Origin of the sequence: Acidovorax sp. LjRoot66 (assembly GCF_964253305.1) — a bacterium.
Classification (GTDB): Bacteria; Pseudomonadota; Gammaproteobacteria; order Burkholderiales; family Burkholderiaceae_C; genus Acidovorax.
Genome location: NZ_CAXUQU020000001.1, coordinates 784115 through 803491, shown reverse-complemented (window position 1 = coordinate 803491; position 19377 = coordinate 784115). Strand labels below are relative to the sequence as shown.

General features: G+C 65.6%; 19 protein-coding genes. 10 read left to right on the top strand and 9 right to left on the bottom strand.

What is annotated here, in order from left to right; translation table 11 throughout:
* Nucleotides 1-21: 21 nt before the first annotated feature.
* Nucleotides 22-1395: an ammonium transporter gene (locus tag ACSQ3Y_RS03700; protein WP_436176480.1), complete on the bottom strand. Its 1374-nt coding sequence runs from the start codon at nucleotides 1393-1395 to the stop codon at nucleotides 22-24.
* A 356-nt stretch (nucleotides 1396-1751) separates the two neighbouring features.
* Here ACSQ3Y_RS03700 and ACSQ3Y_RS03695 point away from each other — a divergent pair, with 356 nt between their 5' ends.
* The 6 genes from ACSQ3Y_RS03695 to ACSQ3Y_RS03670 all read left to right on the top strand — a co-directional run bounded on the left by ACSQ3Y_RS03695 (nucleotide 1752) and on the right by ACSQ3Y_RS03670 (nucleotide 7396).
* A complete protein-coding gene (locus ACSQ3Y_RS03695) occupies nucleotides 1752-2510 on the top strand; it encodes a sulfite exporter TauE/SafE family protein (protein ID WP_436176479.1) in 759 nt (252 codons plus the stop codon).
* Nucleotides 2511-2781: 271 nt separating this feature from the next.
* Nucleotides 2782-3546, top strand: coding sequence for an ABC transporter substrate-binding protein (locus ACSQ3Y_RS03690; RefSeq protein ID WP_057266613.1), 765 nt, complete (start codon nucleotides 2782-2784; stop codon nucleotides 3544-3546).
* Between the two features lie 31 nt (nucleotides 3547-3577).
* A complete protein-coding gene (locus tag ACSQ3Y_RS03685) occupies nucleotides 3578-4360 on the top strand; it encodes an amino acid ABC transporter permease (RefSeq protein WP_057202614.1) in 783 nt (260 codons plus the stop codon).
* Nucleotides 4357-5100: an amino acid ABC transporter ATP-binding protein gene (locus ACSQ3Y_RS03680; protein ID WP_436176478.1), complete on the top strand. Its 744-nt coding sequence runs from the start codon at nucleotides 4357-4359 to the stop codon at nucleotides 5098-5100. The genes ACSQ3Y_RS03685 and ACSQ3Y_RS03680 overlap by 4 nt, the downstream gene beginning before the upstream one ends.
* Nucleotides 5101-5146: 46 nt before the next feature.
* Nucleotides 5147-6442 carry a DcaP family trimeric outer membrane transporter gene (locus ACSQ3Y_RS03675; RefSeq protein ID WP_436176477.1) on the top strand — a complete coding sequence of 432 codons (1296 nt, stop codon included), beginning with the start codon at nucleotides 5147-5149 and terminating at the stop codon, nucleotides 6440-6442.
* Nucleotides 6443-6508: 66 nt separating this feature from the next.
* The gene (locus ACSQ3Y_RS03670; RefSeq protein ID WP_436176476.1) at nucleotides 6509-7396 is read left to right on the top strand and encodes a DMT family transporter; all 888 of its coding nucleotides are present in this window, start codon (nucleotides 6509-6511) and stop codon (nucleotides 7394-7396) included.
* A 6-nt stretch (nucleotides 7397-7402) separates the two neighbouring features.
* On the opposite strand, the gene mrdA is transcribed toward ACSQ3Y_RS03670, so the two are convergent.
* From mrdA to ACSQ3Y_RS03650, 4 genes are all read right to left on the bottom strand, one after another.
* Nucleotides 7403-9349 carry a penicillin-binding protein 2 gene (mrdA, locus tag ACSQ3Y_RS03665; RefSeq protein ID WP_057202618.1) on the bottom strand — a complete coding sequence of 649 codons (1947 nt, stop codon included), beginning with the start codon at nucleotides 9347-9349 and terminating at the stop codon, nucleotides 7403-7405.
* Nucleotides 9350-9412: 63 nt separating this feature from the next.
* Complete coding sequence (mreD, locus tag ACSQ3Y_RS03660; protein WP_057202619.1) at nucleotides 9413-9931, bottom strand: rod shape-determining protein MreD; 519 nt, start codon at nucleotides 9929-9931, stop codon at nucleotides 9413-9415.
* On the bottom strand, nucleotides 9928-10851 hold the full coding sequence (gene mreC, locus ACSQ3Y_RS03655; protein WP_057202727.1) for a rod shape-determining protein MreC: 924 nt from the start codon (nucleotides 10849-10851) through the stop codon (nucleotides 9928-9930). The genes mreD and mreC overlap by 4 nt, the downstream gene beginning before the upstream one ends.
* A 132-nt stretch (nucleotides 10852-10983) precedes the next feature.
* Nucleotides 10984-12027 (bottom strand): rod shape-determining protein, encoded by a 1044-nt coding sequence (locus ACSQ3Y_RS03650; protein ID WP_007858125.1) that lies wholly within the window; start codon nucleotides 12025-12027, stop codon nucleotides 10984-10986.
* A 204-nt stretch (nucleotides 12028-12231) separates the two neighbouring features.
* Between ACSQ3Y_RS03650 and gatC the strand changes: the two genes are divergently transcribed.
* Genes gatC through gatB form a run of 3 tightly spaced genes read left to right on the top strand, consistent with a single transcriptional unit; the run spans nucleotide 12232 to nucleotide 15506 of the window.
* Nucleotides 12232-12531, top strand: a complete 300-nt coding sequence (gene gatC, locus ACSQ3Y_RS03645; protein ID WP_057202620.1) for an Asp-tRNA(Asn)/Glu-tRNA(Gln) amidotransferase subunit GatC — start codon at nucleotides 12232-12234, stop codon at nucleotides 12529-12531.
* Nucleotides 12532-12538: 7 nt separating this feature from the next.
* Nucleotides 12539-14038, top strand: coding sequence for an Asp-tRNA(Asn)/Glu-tRNA(Gln) amidotransferase subunit GatA (gene gatA, locus ACSQ3Y_RS03640; protein WP_057266617.1), 1500 nt, complete (start codon nucleotides 12539-12541; stop codon nucleotides 14036-14038).
* Between the two features lies 1 nt (nucleotide 14039).
* Nucleotides 14040-15506, top strand: a complete 1467-nt coding sequence (gatB, locus tag ACSQ3Y_RS03635) for an Asp-tRNA(Asn)/Glu-tRNA(Gln) amidotransferase subunit GatB (protein WP_436176475.1) — start codon at nucleotides 14040-14042, stop codon at nucleotides 15504-15506.
* Nucleotides 15507-15574: 68 nt separating this feature from the next.
* Here the strand turns inward: gatB and ACSQ3Y_RS03630 are convergent, their stop codons facing one another.
* Nucleotides 15575-16276 carry a hypothetical protein gene (locus ACSQ3Y_RS03630; RefSeq protein ID WP_057202623.1) on the bottom strand — a complete coding sequence of 234 codons (702 nt, stop codon included), beginning with the start codon at nucleotides 16274-16276 and terminating at the stop codon, nucleotides 15575-15577.
* A gap of 4 nt (nucleotides 16277-16280) precedes the next feature.
* On the bottom strand, nucleotides 16281-16979 hold the full coding sequence (gene pyrE, locus ACSQ3Y_RS03625) for an orotate phosphoribosyltransferase (RefSeq protein ID WP_057202624.1): 699 nt from the start codon (nucleotides 16977-16979) through the stop codon (nucleotides 16281-16283).
* Nucleotides 16980-16989: 10 nt separating this feature from the next.
* Between pyrE and ACSQ3Y_RS03620 the strand changes: the two genes are divergently transcribed.
* Entirely contained in the window at nucleotides 16990-17793 is an 804-nt protein-coding gene (locus ACSQ3Y_RS03620) for an exodeoxyribonuclease III (RefSeq protein ID WP_428002774.1), read from the top strand.
* Here the strand turns inward: ACSQ3Y_RS03620 and ACSQ3Y_RS03615 are convergent.
* Together ACSQ3Y_RS03615 and ACSQ3Y_RS03610 are read right to left on the bottom strand one after the other, a co-directional pair.
* The gene (locus tag ACSQ3Y_RS03615; RefSeq protein WP_436176474.1) at nucleotides 17775-18776 is read right to left on the bottom strand and encodes a hypothetical protein; all 1002 of its coding nucleotides are present in this window, start codon (nucleotides 18774-18776) and stop codon (nucleotides 17775-17777) included. The two genes, ACSQ3Y_RS03620 and ACSQ3Y_RS03615, sit on opposite strands and share 19 nt — an antisense overlap.
* The gene (locus ACSQ3Y_RS03610) at nucleotides 18760-19347 is read right to left on the bottom strand and encodes a DUF6932 family protein (RefSeq protein ID WP_436176473.1); all 588 of its coding nucleotides are present in this window, start codon (nucleotides 19345-19347) and stop codon (nucleotides 18760-18762) included. Before ACSQ3Y_RS03610 ends, ACSQ3Y_RS03615 begins: the two co-directional genes overlap by 17 nt.
* Nucleotides 19348-19377: the final 30 nt, after the last annotated feature.

Genomic DNA, 19377 nt, shown 5'->3' with positions numbered 1-19377 from the left:
CTCCTCAGAACATTGGGAGACCTACTGACCCAGGCGTTCCCGGTGCTGTGCAATATCCAGGCCCACTTGCTCGCTTTGCTCGTCCACGCGCAGGCCGAGCACGAGGTTGGTGATCCACAGCAGCAGTGCCGTGCCCACCAGGCTGAACAGCATCACGGCCCCCACGCCGATGGCCTGGGTCCAGAGGCTGCCCGCGACACCACCGACCGTGCGGCTGGCCAGCACGCCCGTGAGCAGCGAACCCACGATGCCGCCGATGCCATGCACCCCGAACACGTCCAGCGAATCGTCGGCTCGCAGCAGGCGCTTGAGCCCCGTCGCGCCCCAGTAGCAGGCCAGGCCCGCCACCAGCCCGATGACAACGGCCGAGCGCAGGGTGACGAAACCGGCAGCCGGCGTGATGGCCACCAACCCGGCCACCAGGCCCGAGCACAGGCCCAGCAAGGAGGGACGACCGCGCATGACCGCCTCGCCCAGCATCCAGGACAGCGCGCCCGCGGCAGCGGCCACATGGGTTACGGCCATGGCCAGCCCCGCCCGGCCATCGGCCGCCACGGCCGAGCCCGCGTTGAAGCCGAACCAGCCCACCCAGAGCATGCCCGCGCCCACCATGGTCAGCGCCAGGCTGTAGGGTTCGAAGGGTTCGCGCCCATAGCCGCTGCGCCGCCCCAGGAACCAGGCGCACACCAGGCCGGCCACGCCGGCATTCACATGCACCACGGAGCCCCCGGCAAAGTCGAGCGCCCCCATCTGCGCCAGCCAGCCGCCCGGCTCCCAGACCCAGTGCGCCACGGGCGCGTAGATGAACACCGTCCACAGGCTGATGAACAGCAGCATCGCGGAAAAGCGCATGCGCTCGACGACGGCCCCCACCAGCAGCGCCGCCGTGATGATGGCAAAGGTCAGCTGGAACATGGCGTAGACCGATTCGGGGATGGCCGGTGCCACATGGCTCACCGACAGCTTGCCCGCGGCCAGCTGGAAGTCGAACCCGGCAAATGCCATGCGCTCGGTACCGCCCAGCCAGGCGCTGCCCGGCGTGAACGCCCACGAGTAGCCGATGGCAAACCACAGCAGGCTCACCAGCGCGGCAATGGCGACCACGCTGGCCATGGTGTTGAGTACGTTCTTGCGGCGCACCATGCCCGCGTAGAACAGGGCGATGCCCGGCAGCGTCATGAGCAGCACCAGCGCCGTCGAGGTCATCATCCAGGCGGTGTCCGCGGCATTGATGGACTCCTTGGCCACCAGGCCGGGGCGCGTCAAGGGAGCGGGTGCCGGTGCGGCTGCCGTTGCGGCGGCCTCGGGGGCGGGCGCCTGCGCCCAGACCGTTGCGGTGCAAAGCCCGAGGCACAAGGCCACGACCGTGACGAACCCATGGATGACTGCCCGCATGTGGAAGCTCCCTTTTCGCAATTTGTTACAAGACACAGTGCACAAGGCATGCCAAGCAAAAAATCGCATTTGGGGCATCCAGGGCGTCTTTCGGCCCGATTCGCCCCCCAAAAGGGGGCGGGAAACCCCCAATGCACCAAGCGGGTGCCGCCGTTACAGTACCGTCACTCGAAAGCGCGCCCTGGTGTGCTGGACGAGGGGCCGAGGAGACATCCCTACAAGCAACAACCCAATAAAGCACCCAACGAGGTGCACCCCCTTTTCAGGCGCTGGCAATCCCAGCGCCTTTTTTCTTTCCGCTCGGGGAATGCCTTCGCTACCAAAACCGTAGCTGGGTGGGTGCGAAAATCAGGGGGATGGAATGGATTTTCATCACCCTCGCCTCGCTGCTGGCAGGCTTTGTGGACGCGATTGTGGGCGGCGGCGGCCTGGTGATGGTGCCGGCGCTGTTCGCCGCGTTTCCCGTGGCACCTCCTGCCACGCTGCTGGGCACCAACAAGGCGGCGGGCGTCTGGGGTACGGCCATGGCCACCTGGCAGTACAGCCGCCGCGTGCAACTGCGCTGGAGCTCCCTGCTGCCGGCCGCAGCCGCCGGGTTTGCCGGCTCGTTCGCAGGGGCCTGGGCCGTCACGGTCATCTCGCCCGAGTTCCTGCGCCGGCTGCTCCCCCTGGTGCTGCTGGGCGTGCTGGCCTACACGCTGGCCAGGAAGGACATGGGGCGCCACCACACGCCGCGCTTCGCCGGGCGCGCTGAAATAGCGGCCGCCAGCCTGATCGGTCTGGCCATCGGCTTCTATGACGGTTTCTTCGGGCCGGGCACGGGCAGCTTCTTCGTGTTCCTGTTCGTGCGGCTGCTCGGGTACGACTTCCTCAATGCCTCGGCGTCGGCCAAGCTGCTCAACACGGCCACCAACGTGGCGGCCATCGCCCTGTTTGCCGCCAAGGGCCATGTCTGGTGGCATTTTGCGGTGACGCTGGCCGTGGCCAATGTGGTGGGCAGCCTGATCGGCACGCACATGGCGCTCAAGCACGGCACGGGCTTCGTGCGCGGCATCTTCATCGTGGTGGTGGGGGCGCTGATCCTCAAGACAGGCTACGACGCCTTTCTGCGCTGAGCGCGCGCTGCAAAGGGCGCCCGCGCGACTACCAGCACTTGGAAAAGTTCGGGAGCCTTCTCTAAAACCTGTTGTGAATTGGCCTACAACCGGCTTTTGTAGGGCGCCCCCTGTGGCGGCAGAAAAAGACCCATCCTTATAATTGGTGACTATTTCGTGACGCCAGCCATCGCAATCCGCGATGGCTGCGGACGCATTTCCCGAGCCTCCGGCCTGCCTACCCGCATGCCGGATTTTTTGTACCTGAAATACCCCGGACAGGACCCATCCCATGCAATTGTTCAAGGCTGTAGCCACCGCCCTCGCGCTCTGCGCCGCCTTCTCCGCCCAGGCCCGGACCCTGGACGAGGTGAAGAAGGACGGCAAGATCCTCATCGCGACCGAAGGACAGTTCGCTCCCTTCAACTTCTTCAGCGGCACCACGCTCACCGGCTTCGAAGTGGAGACGGCCGAGCTCGTGGCCAAGAAGATGGGCCTCACGATCCAGTGGAAGACCCTGGGCTTCGACGCCCTGCTCACAGGCCTGCGCCAGGACCGCTGGGACCTGGTGATCGCCTCCCACGGCATCACCGAAGAGCGCGCCAAGGCCGTGACCTTCACCGAGCCCCACTACTGCTCGGGCGGCATGATCATCGCCATGGACCCGGCCATCAAGAGCGCCAAGGACCTGGCCGGCAAGGTGGTGGCCGTGCAGACCGGCACCAGCTACCTGGAGAACGTGCAGAAGGTCTCGTCGATCAAGGAAATGAAGAACTTCCCCACCGACGTGGATGCCCGCAGCGCGCTGAACTCGCGCCGCGTGGACGCCTGGGTGACCGACCGCTTCGTGGCCAAGGCTGTGGCCGAGAAGAACCCCGGCGCCGGCTTCAAGCTCGGCGACATGCTGTTCATCGAGCGCATCGCCGCCGCCGTTGCCAAGGGCAACAGCTCGCTGGCCGGCGGCTGGAACAAGGCGCTGGCCGAAGTGATGGCCGACGGCAGCTATGCCGCACTGTCCAAGAAGTACTTCAACGAAGACGTTCGCTGCACCAACTGAGCAAGCCCGCTTGTAATCACCAGGGGTTTTCATGCTCACTGCCCTTTGGCCCGAGCGCTGGTCTCGCCAGCAGCGCAGCAACGCCACGCTCGTCTCGGCCGTCGTCCTGATGGTCCTGGCGCTGGCGCTGCTGGGCCGGTTGCTCTCTTTCCTGCCCGAGCCCATCGGCCCCAACGCCCAGGCGTTTTCTGACGGCGCACGCACCACGCTGTGGCTCACCCTGGTGAGCGGCAGTGTGGGCCTGGTGCTGGGCACCGGCGCAGCCCTGGCCCGCACCTCGCGCCTGACGGCCGTGCGCTGGGTGGCCGGCTTCTACATCTGGGTCATCCGCGGCACGCCGCTCTTGGTGCAGATCCTGTTCGTCTACTTTGCGCTGCCGGTGCTGGTGCCGGGCCTGAACCTGCCCGACTTCGCGGCCGCCGTGCTGGCCCTGGGCCTGAACGTGGGGGCCTACAACGCCGAGGCCATCCGCGCCGGGCTGCTGGCGGTACCGCGCGGCCAGACCGAAGCCGCCAAGGCCCTGGGCCTGGGCCGCTTGCATGTTTTCCTGGACGTGGTGTTCCCGCAGGCCTTCAAGATCTCGCTGCCGCCGCTGGTGAGCAACTTCGTGGCACTGCTCAAGGATTCGTCGCTGGCCTATGCCATCGGCGTGGTGGAACTGACCAACGTGGGCAATCGCATCCAGTCGGCCACTTTCCAGCCCATCGCCACCCTTTCCACCGTGGCCATCACCTACCTGCTGCTGACCACCCTGGTCACGCAGATCTCGAACGCCGTGGAATACCGCTTCGACGTGGAAGGCCGCAACCAATGAGCCGGCCCACGCCCTTCATCGTGGTGGACCGCGTCTGCAAGTCTTTTGGCACCCACCAGGTGCTGCGCGACGTGTCCACCGTGTTCAACACCGGCGAGGTCACCGTGATCATCGGGGCCTCGGGCTCGGGCAAGAGCACGCTGCTGCGCGCCATCAACCGGCTAGAGCCCCACGACTCGGGCCGCATCACCATCGACCGGGTGGAAGTGACCGATGACATGGCCACGCTGCAGCGCCAGCGCAGCGAGGTCGGCATGGTGTTCCAGCAGTTCAACCTGTTCGGCCACATGAGCGTGCTGGACAACGTGACGCTGGCCCCCCGGCGCATACGCAACACGCCGCGCGCCCAGGCCAACGAACAGGCCATGGCCCTGCTGCGCCGCGTGGGCATGCAGGACCATGCCCACAAATACCCGTGGCAGCTGTCGGGCGGCCAGCAGCAGCGGGTGGCCATTGCGCGGGCGCTGGCCATGCAGCCCAAGGTGATGCTGTTCGACGAGCCCACCTCGGCCCTCGATCCCGAGATGGTGCAGGAGGTGCTCGACGTGATGCGCGAGCTGGCCCGTGGCGGCATGACCATGATCGTGGTGACCCACGAGATGGGCTTTGCCCGCGAAGTGGCCGACCGTGTGATGTTCTTCGACCAGGGGCGCATCGCCCACGACGCGGCGCCCGCCGAATTCTTCAACAACCCCGCCAACGACCGCATCCGCGCCTTCATCGGCCGCATGAGCGCCTGAGATCCAGGCCCGTGCCATGCCATTACCAGCCCCTACCGGAGTGACCATGAAACTGAACCACACGTTCCTCGCCCTGCTGGCCGCCGGCCTGTGCAGCCTGCCCCCTGCGGCCTTCGCGCAGTCCGCCAAGGACTTCGAAGAAATGCGCAACGAACTCAAGGCCCTGCGCGCCGAGCTCAACCAGCTCAAGGCCCAGCAGGCCCAGGCGCCCGCCGCCCCTGCGGCGTCGGCATCGGCCTGGAACGACCGCATCGAGGCCGTGGAACTCAAGCAGAAGGACGCCGTGGTGCTGGGCGATATCCCGGGCAGCTTCCGCCTGCCGGGCAGCGAGACCTCGATCCGCGTCTACGGCTTTGCCGAAGCCAACATGGTCAAGGACTTCAAGGGCACGGCCCCCGGCGACAATTTCACGAACCTGATGGAGCAGCCCCTGGGCGACTCGCGCCAGGGCAAGAGCAGCCTGACCGCGCAGACTTCGCGCTTTGGCTTCGAGACCTCCACGCCGACTTCCATCGGCACCTTCAACACCAAGATCGAGGCCGACTTCTACGCCTATTGCGGTGCCGAGTGCAACCGCAACCGCCTGCGCCTGCGCCACGCCTACGGCGAATACGCTGGCTGGCTGATCGGCCAGACCTGGTCGACCTTCATGGACACGGACAACCTGCCCGAGACCGTGGACTTCAACGGCCCGCCCGGCGCCACCTTCCGCCGCCCCGCGCAGATCCGCTACACCTACAACAACCCCGATCTGGCCAAGTTCCAGTTCGCGCTCGAAGAGCCCACCGACGGCGCCAAGGGCCTGAACTTCGTGGCCCGCGTAGACAAGGCCTTCGACTGGGGCAACGTGAACGCCCGCCTGCTCTCGCACGAGCAACGTGTCGACGGCTTCAGCAAGCGCGGCCTGGGTGTGGGTATCGGCGCCGGCTACAAGATCACCGGCACCACCACGCTGATGGCCCAGTACACGCGCCTGGATGGCGATGGCGATGGCGCCTACCTGGTGGGCGCGAACTACCCCGTGCTTGACGGCAGCACCGTGCGCCTGGACCGCTCGCACGGCGTCGTGATCGGCCTGAGCAACGTCTTCAGCGAGAAGATGCGCGGCACCGTGTCGCTGGGCGCCGTGCGCTCGCGCCACCGCCTGGGCGACGACTACGTGAACGCCTACGGCGGCGAAGGCAACCACAAGCTCTACCAATGGCACGCCGGCATGTACTACCTGCCGATCAAGAACGTGGAACTGGGCAGCGAGCTGATCGGCGGCCGCCGCACCACCTTCGACGGCCAGAAGGGCGACATGCTGCGCCTGAATCTGCAGGCCCGCTACCTGTTCAATTGATCCACGGCGCCCCTTGCGCCCGACAGGCTGGCCGGAGACCCCGGCCAGCCTTTTTTCTTTTTGCCCATGCGATCTGAACGTTTTGGCCTGTTGGCCCTGCTGGTGGTGACCGCGGTGTGGGGCACCACCTTCCCCGCCATGAAGCTGCTGTCCGCCCAGCTCGATGCGCTGCAGATCATCTGGCTGCGCTTCGTGATTGCCCTGGCGGTGCTGGCACCGCTGTGGTGGGGCATGCTGCGCCATGAACGCCGCTGGGGCTGTGCACTGGGCCTGCTGCTGTTCCTGGCGTTCTGGCTGCAGATCGAGGGGCTGGCGCGCACCAGCAGCAACCGCAATGCCTTCGTGACCGGACTGAACGTGCTGGTGGTGCCGCTGATCGCCATGGCACTGATGGGCCGGCGCTATGGCTGGCGGCTGTGGGCCGCATGCGCCATGGCCTGTGCGGGCATGGCGCTGATGTTCCATGAGAACGAACCCTGGAACCTGGGCGATACGCTGACGCTGGCCAGCACCGTGTTCTATGCCCTCTACATCCTGGCGCTGGAGGAGTGCGCGCGGCGCACGGCCGCCAACCCGCTGCGCGCCACGCGCATGGCCGCCGCGCAGGCTGGCGTGATGGCCCTGGCCTCCACCGTGCTGCTTCTCGCGCGCGAGGGCGGCATGGGTTGGCTGGAGTCTGCGGCCCGGCTGCCCGCAGAGGCCTGGGTGGCCGTGGTCTATCTGGGCCTGCTGGCCAGCGTGGTGGTGGTCACCCTGCAGGCCTGGGGCCAGCAGCGCGTGGATGCGATGCGCAGCGCCATCGTCTTCGGACTGGAGCCGGTGTTCGCCGCCCTCACGGCCTGGGCCTTGTTGGGCGAGCGGCTCGGCTGGGCGGGAGTAAGTGGCGCGGCAATGATCGTGGCAGCCTTGGTGTTCAGCCAGTTGGCCCCGCCAGCATCGGGCGCGAAGGTCTGATGAAGCTCAGGGAGCGGGCGGGCTGATCACTACGTCGGCCACCGCGCGCGGCTTGCCGATGGGCGCGGCGGCGATGCCCTTGCGCACTGCGGCAAGGTCTTCATCGTTCGGGTACTCGCCCTGAAGCCAGTAGTCGAACACACGCCGCGCAATCGGGCCGGCCGCCGCAGCGCCAAAGCCGGCGTTCTCGACGATGACGGCCAGTGCGATCTGGGGGTTCTCGGCCGGGGCAAAGGCCGCAAACAGCGAGTGGTCGCGCTGGTGCTCTTCGAGCAGCTTGGCGTTGTAGCGCACGTTCTGGCCCAGGCTCATGGCCTGCGCAGTGCCGGTCTTGCCGGCGGACGTGTAGGGCGCGCCTGCAAAGATGCGCGTGCCCGTGCCACCCTTGTTCACCGCCACCAGCGCGTTGCGCACGATCTCCACGTTCTTCGGCAGGTAGCCAAGGTTTTCTCCCGGAGGCTGAACCACCGGGGTCACGGTGCCGCTGACCGTGTCGCGCACGGCCTTGATGAGGTGGGGCGCATACTTGATGCCGCCGTTGGCCAGCGTGGCCTCGGCCTGCGCCAGCTGCAGGATGGTGAAGCTGTTGTAGCCCTGGCCGATGCCCAGGGACACGGTTTCGCCGGGGTGCCAGCGCTTCATCTCGGGGCGCTTGTAGGCATTGCGCTTCCAGGTGGTGCTGGGCAGCACGCCGCGCACCTCGCCGTTGAGATCGATCCCCGTGCTCTGGCCCAGGCCCAGCGGCTTCATGAAATCGTGGATGGCATCGACCCCCATCTCCACGGCCAGCGAGTAGAAATAGGTGTTGCTCGAGAACTGGATGGCGCGGTGCATGTCCACCCCGCCCAGGCCCCCTTCGTGGCTGCGGAAGGTGTGGCCGCCAAAGGTGTAGAAACCCGGGTCGTTGACCACCATGCTGGGCGCACGCTTGCCCAGCTGCAGCGCCGCGAGCGCCATGAAGGGCTTGTAGGTGGAGCCCGGCGGGTAGGTGCCGCGCAGCGCGCGGTTGAGCAGCGGCTTGTCGATCGACTCGTTGAGCGCCTGCCAGCTTTCGCTGTCGATGCCCTCGACGAACAGGTTCGGATCAAAGGTGGGTTTGCTCACCAGCGCCAGCACCTCGCCATTGCGCGGGTCGATGGCCACCAGGGCGCCGCGGCGGTCGCCGAACATGTCCTCGATGAGTTTTTGCAGCTTGATGTCCAGCGACAGCATCACCGTGTTGCCCGGCGTGGCCGGGTGGCTGGCCAGCCGCCGCACGGCGTGCCCGCCGGCCGAGGTCTCCATGCGCTCCACGCCGGTCAGGCCGTGCAGCATGTTCTCGAAACTCTGCTCCACGCCGAGCTTGCCGATGTACTCGGTCCCCCGGTAGTTGGCCTCGTCGTCCGAGTCCTGGATGCGTGCCTTTTCCGTCTGGTTGATGCGGCCGATGTAGCCGATGGCATGGGCGCCCGCGTCGCCCAGCGGGTAGTTGCGAAACAGCCGGGCCTTGATGTCCACGCCGGGAAAGCGGTAGCGCTGCGCGGAAAAGCGCGCCACTTCCTGGTCGGTCAGGCGCGTGCGGATGGGCAGGGATTCGAAGTTGCGCGACTCTTCCAGCAGGCGCTTGAAGCGCCGCCGGTCGCGCTGCTGAATATCCACCACCTTGGACAGGGCCTCGATGGTCTCCTCCAGCACGCCCACGCGCGAGGGGGTGATCTCCAGCGTGTAGGCCGCGTAGTTGGTGGCCAGCACCACGCCGTTGCGGTCCATGATCAGGCCGCGGTTGGGCACGATGGGAACCACCGCCGTGCGGTTGCTCTCGGCCTGGGCGGCCAGGTCCTCGTGGCGCACCACCTGCAAGAACACCAGGCGCGCGACCAGCAGTCCGAACGCCAGGAACACCACGAAGGCGACGGTGAAGATGCGGGCGCGAAAACGCGACGAGTCCGCTTCGGCATTGCGCAGTTCAGTCACGCTGCGCCCTCCCCACCACCGTGCGGCAAGCGCAGGCGGATCGTTGGAGGGTCCACACCAGGCTCATAGCGGTCGATTCTGATCGCGATCAGGCGGGCGGCGCTGGGGCGCCAGCAATACCCAACTGGCCAGTGGCCACAAAAGCGCTTCGAGCACTGGGGCCACGAAGACCCACAGCCCCGGGAAAATGCCGCCCGACACCACGCGCACCAGCAACTCGATGGAATGCGCAATGAGGAACAGCGGCAACACCTGCAGCGCCTGCGAAGGCACGCTGAACCACAGCAGACGGCGGTGGATGGCGATGGCGCCAAAAGCCAGCACCGAATACGACAGCGCATGCTGGCCCAGCAGCGAGGACTGCTGCACATCCATGCACAGGCCCAGCAGGAAGGCCGTGCCCATGCCGATGCGCAGCGGCTGGTGCACGCTCCAGAACACCAGCAGCAGCATCAGCAGGTCAGGCGTCCAGACCACACGCCCCAGAGGGATCATGTTGATGGCCAGGCCCGCCATCAGGCTCACGGCGATGAAGACGGGGTTGACGGGCAGCAGCAGCGGCTGGCCGCGCGGCATGATCATTTGTGGCGTCCCTTCTTGCCAGCGGTGGGCGGGGCGGCCGGCTCGGGCCGCTCGGGAATGTGTCCCGACAGGGGCTTGAGCACCATCACATGGCGTGCGCCTTGCACCTGGGCCAGCGGCTCGCAGTAGATGCGCGCAAAGGCCGAGTCGGCCCGGCGCTCCACGCGCACGATCTTGGCCACCGGCAGGCCGGGGGGGTACAGGCCGTCCACGCCACTGGTGGTCAACAGGTCGCCTTCGCGCACGTCGGCATTGGCGGGCATGAAACGCAGCTCCATACCGCCGTTGTTGCCCGCCACGGGATCCCCGTAGGCCACGCCGCGCGCACCGGTACGGATATTGAGCACGGGAATGGCCTGGTCCCGGTCGACCAGCAGCGTCACTTCGCTGAGCATGGGGAACACGCGTGTGACCTGGCCCAGGATGCCCGCTTCGTCGAGCACGGGCGCACCGAGTTCCACCCCCGCCATCAGCCCCTTGTCCACCACCACGCGGCGGGTATAGGGGTCGGCGGTGTCATAGATCACTTCGGCCGCCTCGGCCGAAGTGGTCAGCCGCTCGCGCAGCGTGAGCAGCTTGCGCAGCCGCTCGTTCTCCAGTATCAGTTGGTCGGCCTGGCTCGCACGCTGCGACATCTGGGCCATCTTGCTGCGCGCGGCATCGGCGTCCTGCTGCGCGGTCTGCAGGTTCTGGAAGTAGCCGGCACCGCGCCCGGCAAACTCCACTGGCTGCAGCATCAGCCACTGCACCGGGTAGAGCACGGTGGACACGGCCTGGCGGAACGGGCCGGTCAGCTTGAAGCGCACGTCCGCCACCATGAGGAAAAGGGCCAACGCGCCGTAAAGCGCCAGCCGCGACAGGGCCGAGGGGCCTTGCTTGAAGAAGGGAGGCGCACTGCGCTCCAGGGTTCCCAGGGGCATGGCGCTCAGCGGTGGGCCTGCACGGCGCGCCAACGCGGCCAGGGGCACGGCTCAAAAAGCATCGGTGCGGTTGCGGTCATGCCATTTCAGCGCGATGGGTGCCTGCATGGCTGGCACGCAGGCACGGGGGACTTACTCGCTTGTAAAAATGCTGCCCTGGCGGTCCATGCGCTCCAGCGCAATGCCGCAGCCACGCACCACGCAGGTCAGCGGGTCTTCGGCCACCAGCACCGGCAGGCCGGTCTCCTCGGCCAGCAGGCGATCCAGGTCGCGCAGTAGCGCGCCGCCGCCGGTCAGCATCATGCCGCGGTCGGCAATGTCGGCGCCTAGCTCGGGCGGGGTCTGTTCCAGGGCGTTCTTGACGGCCGAGACGATCTGGTTGAGCGGATCGGTCAGCGCTTCCAGCACTTCGTTGCTGGAGATGGTGAAGCTGCGCGGCACGCCTTCGCTGAGGTTGCGGCCCTTGACTTCCATCTCGCGCACTTCGGAGCCGGGGAAGGCCGAGCCGATGTTCTTCTTGATGGATTCAGCCGTGGGCTCGCCGATCAGCATGCCGTAGTTGCGGCGGATATAGCTGATGATGGCTTCGTCGAACTTGTCGCCGCCCACGCGCACACTGCCCTTGTAGACCATGCCGCCCAGCGAGATCACGCCCACTTCGGTGGTGCCGCCGCCGATGTCCACGACCATGGAGCCGCTGGCTTCCGAGACCGGAAGGCCTGCACCGATGCCGGCAGCCATGGGTTCTTCGATCAGGTAGACGGCGGTGGCGCCGGCCGCCTCGGCCGCGTCCTTGATGGCACGGCGCTCGACCTGGGTGGAACCGCAGGGCACGCAGATGATGATGCGCGGGCTGGGGGTGAACAGCGTGCGCGGGTGCACCATCTTGATGAACTGCTTGATCATCTGCTCGGTGATCACGAAGTCGGCGATCACACCGTCCTTCATGGGCCGGATGGCTTCGATGTTGCCGGGCACCTTGCCAAGCATGGCCTTGGCTTCATGGCCTACGGCCTGAATGACTTTCTTTCCATGGGGTCCGCCTTCGTGGCGGATGGCGACAACAGAGGGCTCATCGAGCACAATGCCTTTGTCGCGGGCGAATATCAGGGTGTTGGCTGTGCCAAGATCAATGGCCAGGTCGGTGGAGAAGTACCGACGGAAAGCTCCGAACATTCAAGAATCCTCTCAGGCATGGCGTGCGCATCGGCCTGCCATCGCCGGGTTTACGGGGTCAAATTTCGCTTTTTTCGCACAATGACCGGCATGAGGGAGGGTATTGCGGCAAAGCCGGGATAATACCCTATCCCCTGTGAATAACTCCCCTGGTCCCACCCCCCATTTCAGCTTTACATCTGGTTTCTCCCGAATTTTTCCCCTATGGCACTGACATCCCTGGACATCGATCGCATCGCCAATCTGGCACGACTGGAATTGAGCGCGAGCGAAAGTGAGCGCATGCTCACACAACTCAACGGCTTTTTCGACATCGTGGAGAAGATGCGCGCTGTGGATACCGGGGACTTGACACCCCTGGCACACCCCGTGGCAGCCATCCAGGAGATCGCCCTGCGCCTGCGCGACGACGTCGCCAGCGAACCCAACCAGCGCGAGGCCAACCAGCGCAGCGCCCCGGCAGTGGAACGCGGCCTGTTCCTTGTGCCCAAAGTGATCGGTTGAGGCCAGCATGAACAAGCAAATTGCAGACCTGCACGATCTGACCGTCACCGCCCTGGCCGCGCAACTGCGCGAGCGCCAGGTCTCCGCCGTGGAAGCGGCCCAGCATTTCCTGGCCCGCGCCAAGAGCCACCAGTCGCTGGGCGCCTACGTGGCGGTCAATGAAGACGTCACGCTGGCCCAGGCGCGTGCGGCCGATGCCCGCATTGCCGCCGGTACGGCAGGCGCGCTGGAAGGCGTGCCCCTGGCCCACAAGGACATTTTCGTCACGCGCGACTTCCCCAGCACCGCCGGCTCGAAGATGCTGGCGGGCTACCAGTCCCCGTTTGACGCCACCGTGGTGCGCAAGCTGGCCGAGGCCGGCGCCGTGACCCTGGGCAAGCTCAACTGCGACGAGTTCGCCATGGGCTCGGCCAACGAAAATTCGGCCGTGGCCCCCGTGGGCTTCGACGCGCCCGCCCCGGTGCGCAACCCCTGGGATACTTCGCGCATCCCCGGTGGCTCCTCGGGCGGCAGCGCGGTGGCCGTGGCTGCGCGCCTGGCCCCGGCCGTGACCGGCACCGACACCGGCGGCTCCATCCGCCAGCCGGCCTCGTTCTGCGGCATCACCGGCATCAAGCCCACCTACGGCCGCGCCTCACGCTACGGCATGATCGCCTTTGCCTCCAGCCTGGACCAGGCCGGCCCCATGGCGCGCACGGCCGAGGACTGCGCGCTGCTGCTGTCCACCATGTGCGGCCCCGACCTGGACCGCGACTCGACCTCCATCGACATGCCCGCCGAGGACTTCGGCCGCTCGCTGAACGACTCCATCGACGGCCTGCGCATCGGCATCCCGGCCGAGTTCTTCGGGGACGGCCTGGCGCCCGACGTGCGCGCTGCGGTGGACGCTGCGCTCAAGGAATACGAGAAGCTTGGCGCCAGGCTGGTGCCCATCAGCTTGCCGCGCACCGAACTCTCGATCCCGGTGTACTACATCATCGCGCCGGCCGAGGCCTCGTCCAACCTGAGCCGCTTCGACGGCGTGAAGTTCGGCCACCGCGCCAAGGACTACGGTGACCTGGAGGACATGTACAAGAAGACCCGCGCCGAAGGCTTTGGCGACGAGGCCAAGCGCCGCATCATGATCGGTGCATACGTGCTCTCGCACGGCTACTACGACGCCTATTACCTCAAGGCCCAGAAGATCCGCCGCATGATTGCCGACGACTTCCAGCAGGCCTTCGCGCAGTGCGACGTGATCGCCGGCCCGGTGGCTCCCACCGTGGCCTGGAAGCTCGGCGAGCATGGCGCCGACCCGCTGGCCGACTACTTGGCCGACATCTTCACCCTGCCCGGCTCGCTGGCCGGCCTGCCCGGCATGAGCGTGCCGGCGGGCTTTGGCGAAGGCGGCATGCCCGTGGGCCTGCAGCTGATCGGCAATTACTTCCAGGAAGCGCGCCTGCTCAACGCAGCACACCGGCTGCAGCAGGCCACCGACTTTCACCTGCGCCAACCCGAAGGTCTGTGACATGACGACGACGACAGCAACCAGCAGCAAATTGATCCACGGCTACGAGGTCGTGATCGGCTTCGAAACCCACGCCCAGCTCGCCACCCAGAGCAAGATCTTCAGCCGCGCCTCCACGGCCTTCGGTGCCGAACCCAACACCCAGGCCTGCGCCGTGGACCTGGCCCTGCCCGGCACGCTGCCGGTGATGAACCGCACCGCCGTGGAATGCGCCATCAAGCTCGGCCTGGCGCTGGGCTCGCACATCGCGCCCGAGAGCATCTTCGCGCGCAAGAACTACTTCTACCCCGACCTGCCCAAGGGCTACCAGATCAGCCAGTTCGAGATCCCCGTGGTGCAGGGCGGCGAGGTGCAGTTCTTTCTCGGCGACGAGAAGAAAACCGTGCGCCTGGTGCGCGCCCACCTTGAAGAGGACGCGGGCAAGTCGCTGCATGAGGACTTCATCGGCCAGAGCGGCATCGACCTGAACCGCGCCGGCACGCCGCTGCTGGAGATCGTGACCGAGCCCGACATGCGCTCCAGCGACGAGGCCGTGGCCTATGCGCGCGAGCTGCACAAGATCGTGACCTGGATCGGCATCTGCGACGGCAACATGCAGGAGGGCTCGTTCCGCTGCGATGCCAACGTCTCGGTGCGCAAGCCCGGCGCCCCCCTGGGCACGCGCCGCGAGATCAAGAACCTGAACAGCTTCAAGTTCATGCAGCAGGCCATCGACTACGAGATCCGCTGGCAGATCGAGGAGATCGAGGATGGCCGCGCCATCCAGCAGGCCACGGTGCTGTTCGACCCCGACACCGGCGAAACCGAGGCCATGCGAACCAAGGAAGACGCGGCCGACTACCGCTACTTCCCCGACCCGGACCTGCCGCCGCTGCAGATCTCGCGCCAGTGGGTGGACGAGCAGCGCGCACTGATGACGGAGCTGCCGCGCGCCATGGCCGCGCGCTTCGTGGCCGACTATGGCCTGCCCGAGTACGACGCGACCACGCTGACCCAGAGCAAGGCCATGGCCGCCTATTTCGAGACCGCAGCCCAGGCCAGCAAGCAGCCCAAGCTGGCCAGCAACTGGATCATGGGCGAGGTCTCGCGCCGCCTGAACGCCAACGACATGGCGCTGGATGCCTCGCCCGTGTCGGCCGCCCAACTGGGCACGCTGATCGGCCGCATTGCCGACGGCACGGTGTCGAACAACGCCGCCAAGCAGGTGTTCGAGGCGCTGTGGACCGGGGAATCACCCGACGTGGACGCCATCATCGAGGCCAAGGGCCTCAAGCAGATGAACGACACGGGTGCCCTGGAAGGCATCATTGACGACGTGATTGCGGCCAATGCCGACAATGTGGCCCAGTTCCGCGCCGGCAAGGACAAAGCCTTCAACGCACTCGTGGGCCAGATCATGAAGGCCAGCAAGGGCAAGGCCAACCCGCAACAGGTCAACGACCTGCTGCGCGCCAAGCTCGCTGTCTGATCACGCCCGGTGGATGCCGCCCCCTGCGTGGAGGGCATCCATCGCCGAGAACCCTGAATGGGCCCTGATCAGCGGGCACCGCCGGCGGACGCCGGGGGGGCGCTGCTCGCAGCACCAGGCACGCCAACGCCCCGCTGCTCATCCCACAGCTTGCGCAGTTGTGCGAGCTCCACGTCGAAGCGCTGGTGCACACGGCGCTTTTCGTCGTCCTGGCCGCCAATGAAGCGCTGCTGTTCGGCAATGCTGTCGTCGTTCTCGGCGATCTTGCGGCGCAGCGTCATCGGGGCCTTGTTGGGGTCCTTCTTGTAGAACTCCATCTCGGTGTCCATGGCCTGGCGTTGCTGGCGCAGCTCGACGATGCGCTTCTGGGCCGTGGCCGCCACGTCTTCCACCATCTGGATGGCGGCCTTGCGCTCCACGTCGTGCGCGGCCTTGTCGGGGTAGCGCGACGTCAGGGCACGCTCGCGGCGGCGTTCTTCCAGGGCGCGGCTGCGTTCCTCTGCTTCCTTGCGCTGGCGCACTTCGAGGGCGGCGCGCTCCTGCTCGGTCAGCGTGGGGCCAATCTGGCGCCGTACGATGCCAGAAGGGCCCAGCTCGCGCTGCTCGCGGTCCACGCATTCGGCAATGGGGCGGTCGGCCGTGAGCCGACGGCCATTGCGGTCCACGCAGGTGTAGATGCTGCCCACCGGTCCCGTCTGCTGCGCCCACGCGGACGCCGTGGCCAGGCCTGCCAATGCCAATTCGCCAATGAGCCACGCCGTCTTGTGCAACTAGTTACCCTTCGTTCACCCCGTACCGCTCGCGGTAGGCCGAAACCCGTTCGTGATGGGCGCGCATCTCCGCCCCCCCTGTTTGCGATAGGTACAGCAATAAGTCTGCCAGCCTGGCGATAGTACAAACCTTCATGCCAAGCTGCTGGCGCACATACTGCACTGCACTGTGCTCCACGTCCAGCCCATTCTCGGTGGCTTTCTCCTGGCGGTCCAGCGCAATGGCCACCGCATGGGGGGTGGCGCCTGCGGCCTGGATGAGGGCAATCGACTCGCGCGCCGCAGTGCCGGCCGACATCACGTCGTCCACGATCAGCACCCGGCCCTGGAGCGGAGCCCCTACCAGGGTGCCCCCCTCGCCATGGTCCTTGGCTTCCTTGCGGTTATAGGCAAAGGGCACATTGCGCCCCTGGCGTGCCAGCTCCACCGCCACGGTCGCGGCCAGCGGGATGCCCTTGTAGGCCGGCCCGAACACCATGTCGAACTCGATGCCGCTGGCGATCAGGGCTTTTGCATAGAATTCGGCCAGGCGCCCCATCTTGCTGCCGTCGTCGAACAGACCGGCATTGAAGAAGTAGGGGCTCAGGCGCCCGGCCTTGGTCTTGAACTCCCCGAAGCGCAGCACGCCCGATTCGACGGCAAACCGTACAAAGTCCTGCGCCAGCTGGCCCTCATCCGAGCCCTGCGCAACAACATCTACCATGGGAAATTCCTTGTTCAATTTGACCAGCCTCAACCTCAATGGCATCCGTTCGGCCACCACCAAGGGCGTGGAAAGCTGGATGGCTGCCACACGGCCGGATTGTATTTGCGTCCAGGAAGTCAAGGCGCAGGCCGCCGACGTGGCCACACGCTTCGAGCGCCTGGCCGAGATGGACGGGCACTTCCACTACGCGCAGAAGAAGGGCTATTCGGGCGTTGGCATCTACACCCGCCACCTGCCCAGCGACGTGATCGTGGGCTACGGCTCGACCGAGTTCGACGCCGAGGGCCGCTACCTCGAGCTGCGCTTCGACACCCCCGCGCGCAAGCTGTCCATCATCAGCGCCTACTTTCCCAGCGGTTCCTCGGGCGAGGAGCGCCAACTGGCCAAGTACCGCTTCCTTGCGGAATTCCATCCCCACCTCATGCAGCTCAAGCGGGAGCGAGAGTTCATCCTATGCGGCGACATCAACATCGCCCACCAGCAGATCGACCTGAAAAACTGGCGCAGTAACCAGAAGAACAGCGGCTTCCTTCCCGATGAACGCGCCTGGATGACAAAGTTGTTGCACACAACTGATGAAGGCGGCGGCCTGATCGACGTTTACCGTCAGTTACAACCGACCACCACCGACACGGCTTACACATGGTGGAGCAACCGCGGGCAGGCCTACGCCAACAATGTGGGCTGGCGGCTGGACTACCACCTTGCGACGCCAGCCATGGCTGCGCTGGCGCGCACCGAGACCATTTACAAGGACGTGAAGTTCTCGGACCACGCTCCGATCACCATCGGCTACGACTTCACGTTGTAGTCGTTCGACAACGTGGCAATAGATTGTTGCGCCGCTCTCACCGGCCAGTCCGGAGGTGCTCCAATGCGTTCGACCGACTGCAATACAAACGTCTTTCGAGGAGCGCGATTGCGCAGCCTAACTTCGCGGACCTTGACCCGCGCACTAACGTGCTGGTGCAGCGGGTTAACGCCTTCTTCCAGTAGCTTCTGCATCGCTTCCCGTAACATCGAACCGACAATCACGTTTCGGTCCGCATGGAGGAGCACTTCGAAGCGAAGCGAGTATTCGGCCCATCCGATGATTTCGCCTTCATGGGTCTCGAGACGATCTTCGATCACAAGCGCTTCGACACGTTGGCGAGCGCGCTGCACTGCTTGCGTCGTCAACTCGAAATCCCGCTCACCCTCCACGACTCGCAAGCTTGCTCCCTCGTCGTCGAGCAGTTTGAAAAACTCCTTCAATGCGCCGAGTTGCCGATTGTCAAATCGAGCGGACGCTTCATCGAATAGCGCATCGTCTACACTGGCCATTCGTGAGAGCGTGTCAGCGACCTCGCCCACTACCTGTCTGAGCGTCGCATCGCTTTCTGCAGGCTGACTTCCTTGCAGGACAAATCCAAAAGACCCTCGCACTACATCAGTCACAAGAAGCTGAGTTTCCTCGCTCATTGGCACTCGTCCGCGTGACGCCAAGGGCCCCGTCTCCGCTGCCGCGTAGCGCTGGCTGACTAACTTCTGAAACTGGCCCACAGCCTGTGTTCCGAACGCAGCCTTGATGCCATGCGATCCAATCACCGGCCTACCACCAAAGAACAAGGCGACCCCGGTCGGAGCGCTCTGGGCTTTTACAGCAAGCTCAGTCAGTTCGCGCTCAAGCCGTGCCACTCGCTGGCTATATTGGCTTTCTGCAAAAGGGTCGTTGTGCGCGCATCCCTCGGCGAGTAGTTGCCGAGCTTGCGCGAGATCGGCCTGAAGGAATTGCCTCTCAAGTTGAGCCAGCATTGCTCTCTCCTTCAAAATTCAGTTCCGTCAGCATTTGGAGCCCTTCGAGGTCGTTCGAATCCAAGGGCAACTGCAACATGCCCTTCCACAACGCATCGCCTCGGCGATGGGAGTAGAGGCCGTACCAGTAACGAGTCTGAGTGACCAGCCACTCTGGTGAAGTTGCCAGGTTGACGATCGCAGTGTCGCCGCGGAAAGCCGCTTTGCACAGAGCGTGGTCGAAAAGATCTGCATGCGATTGCATCATGTCCCTGATCTGCTCGGTGCTCATGCCGGCGGGAGGATGCGCAAACGTCACGATGTCTATGTCCCTGGGCGCGCGCCCCTCACGAGACTCGACATCTTCAACGAAACTGCCGTCGAGCCACTGAAATCCTCGGACAAACCCTAGACGGCGCAATTCGCCACGGTAGCGCATGAACCCATCAATGATCGCGTGGCGCGCCGCGTTGATGGCGAAGCGCTGCACGAACTCTCCAGTCGCAACTACATAGGGCGAACTGTGTGCACTGGTCAGACGCTCGCCCTCGAAAGGGGGCAAAACGTGAGAGTGATTGAAAGCTGGGATCATGGTGCAGCAGGGTAACAGTGCTCACGAAAT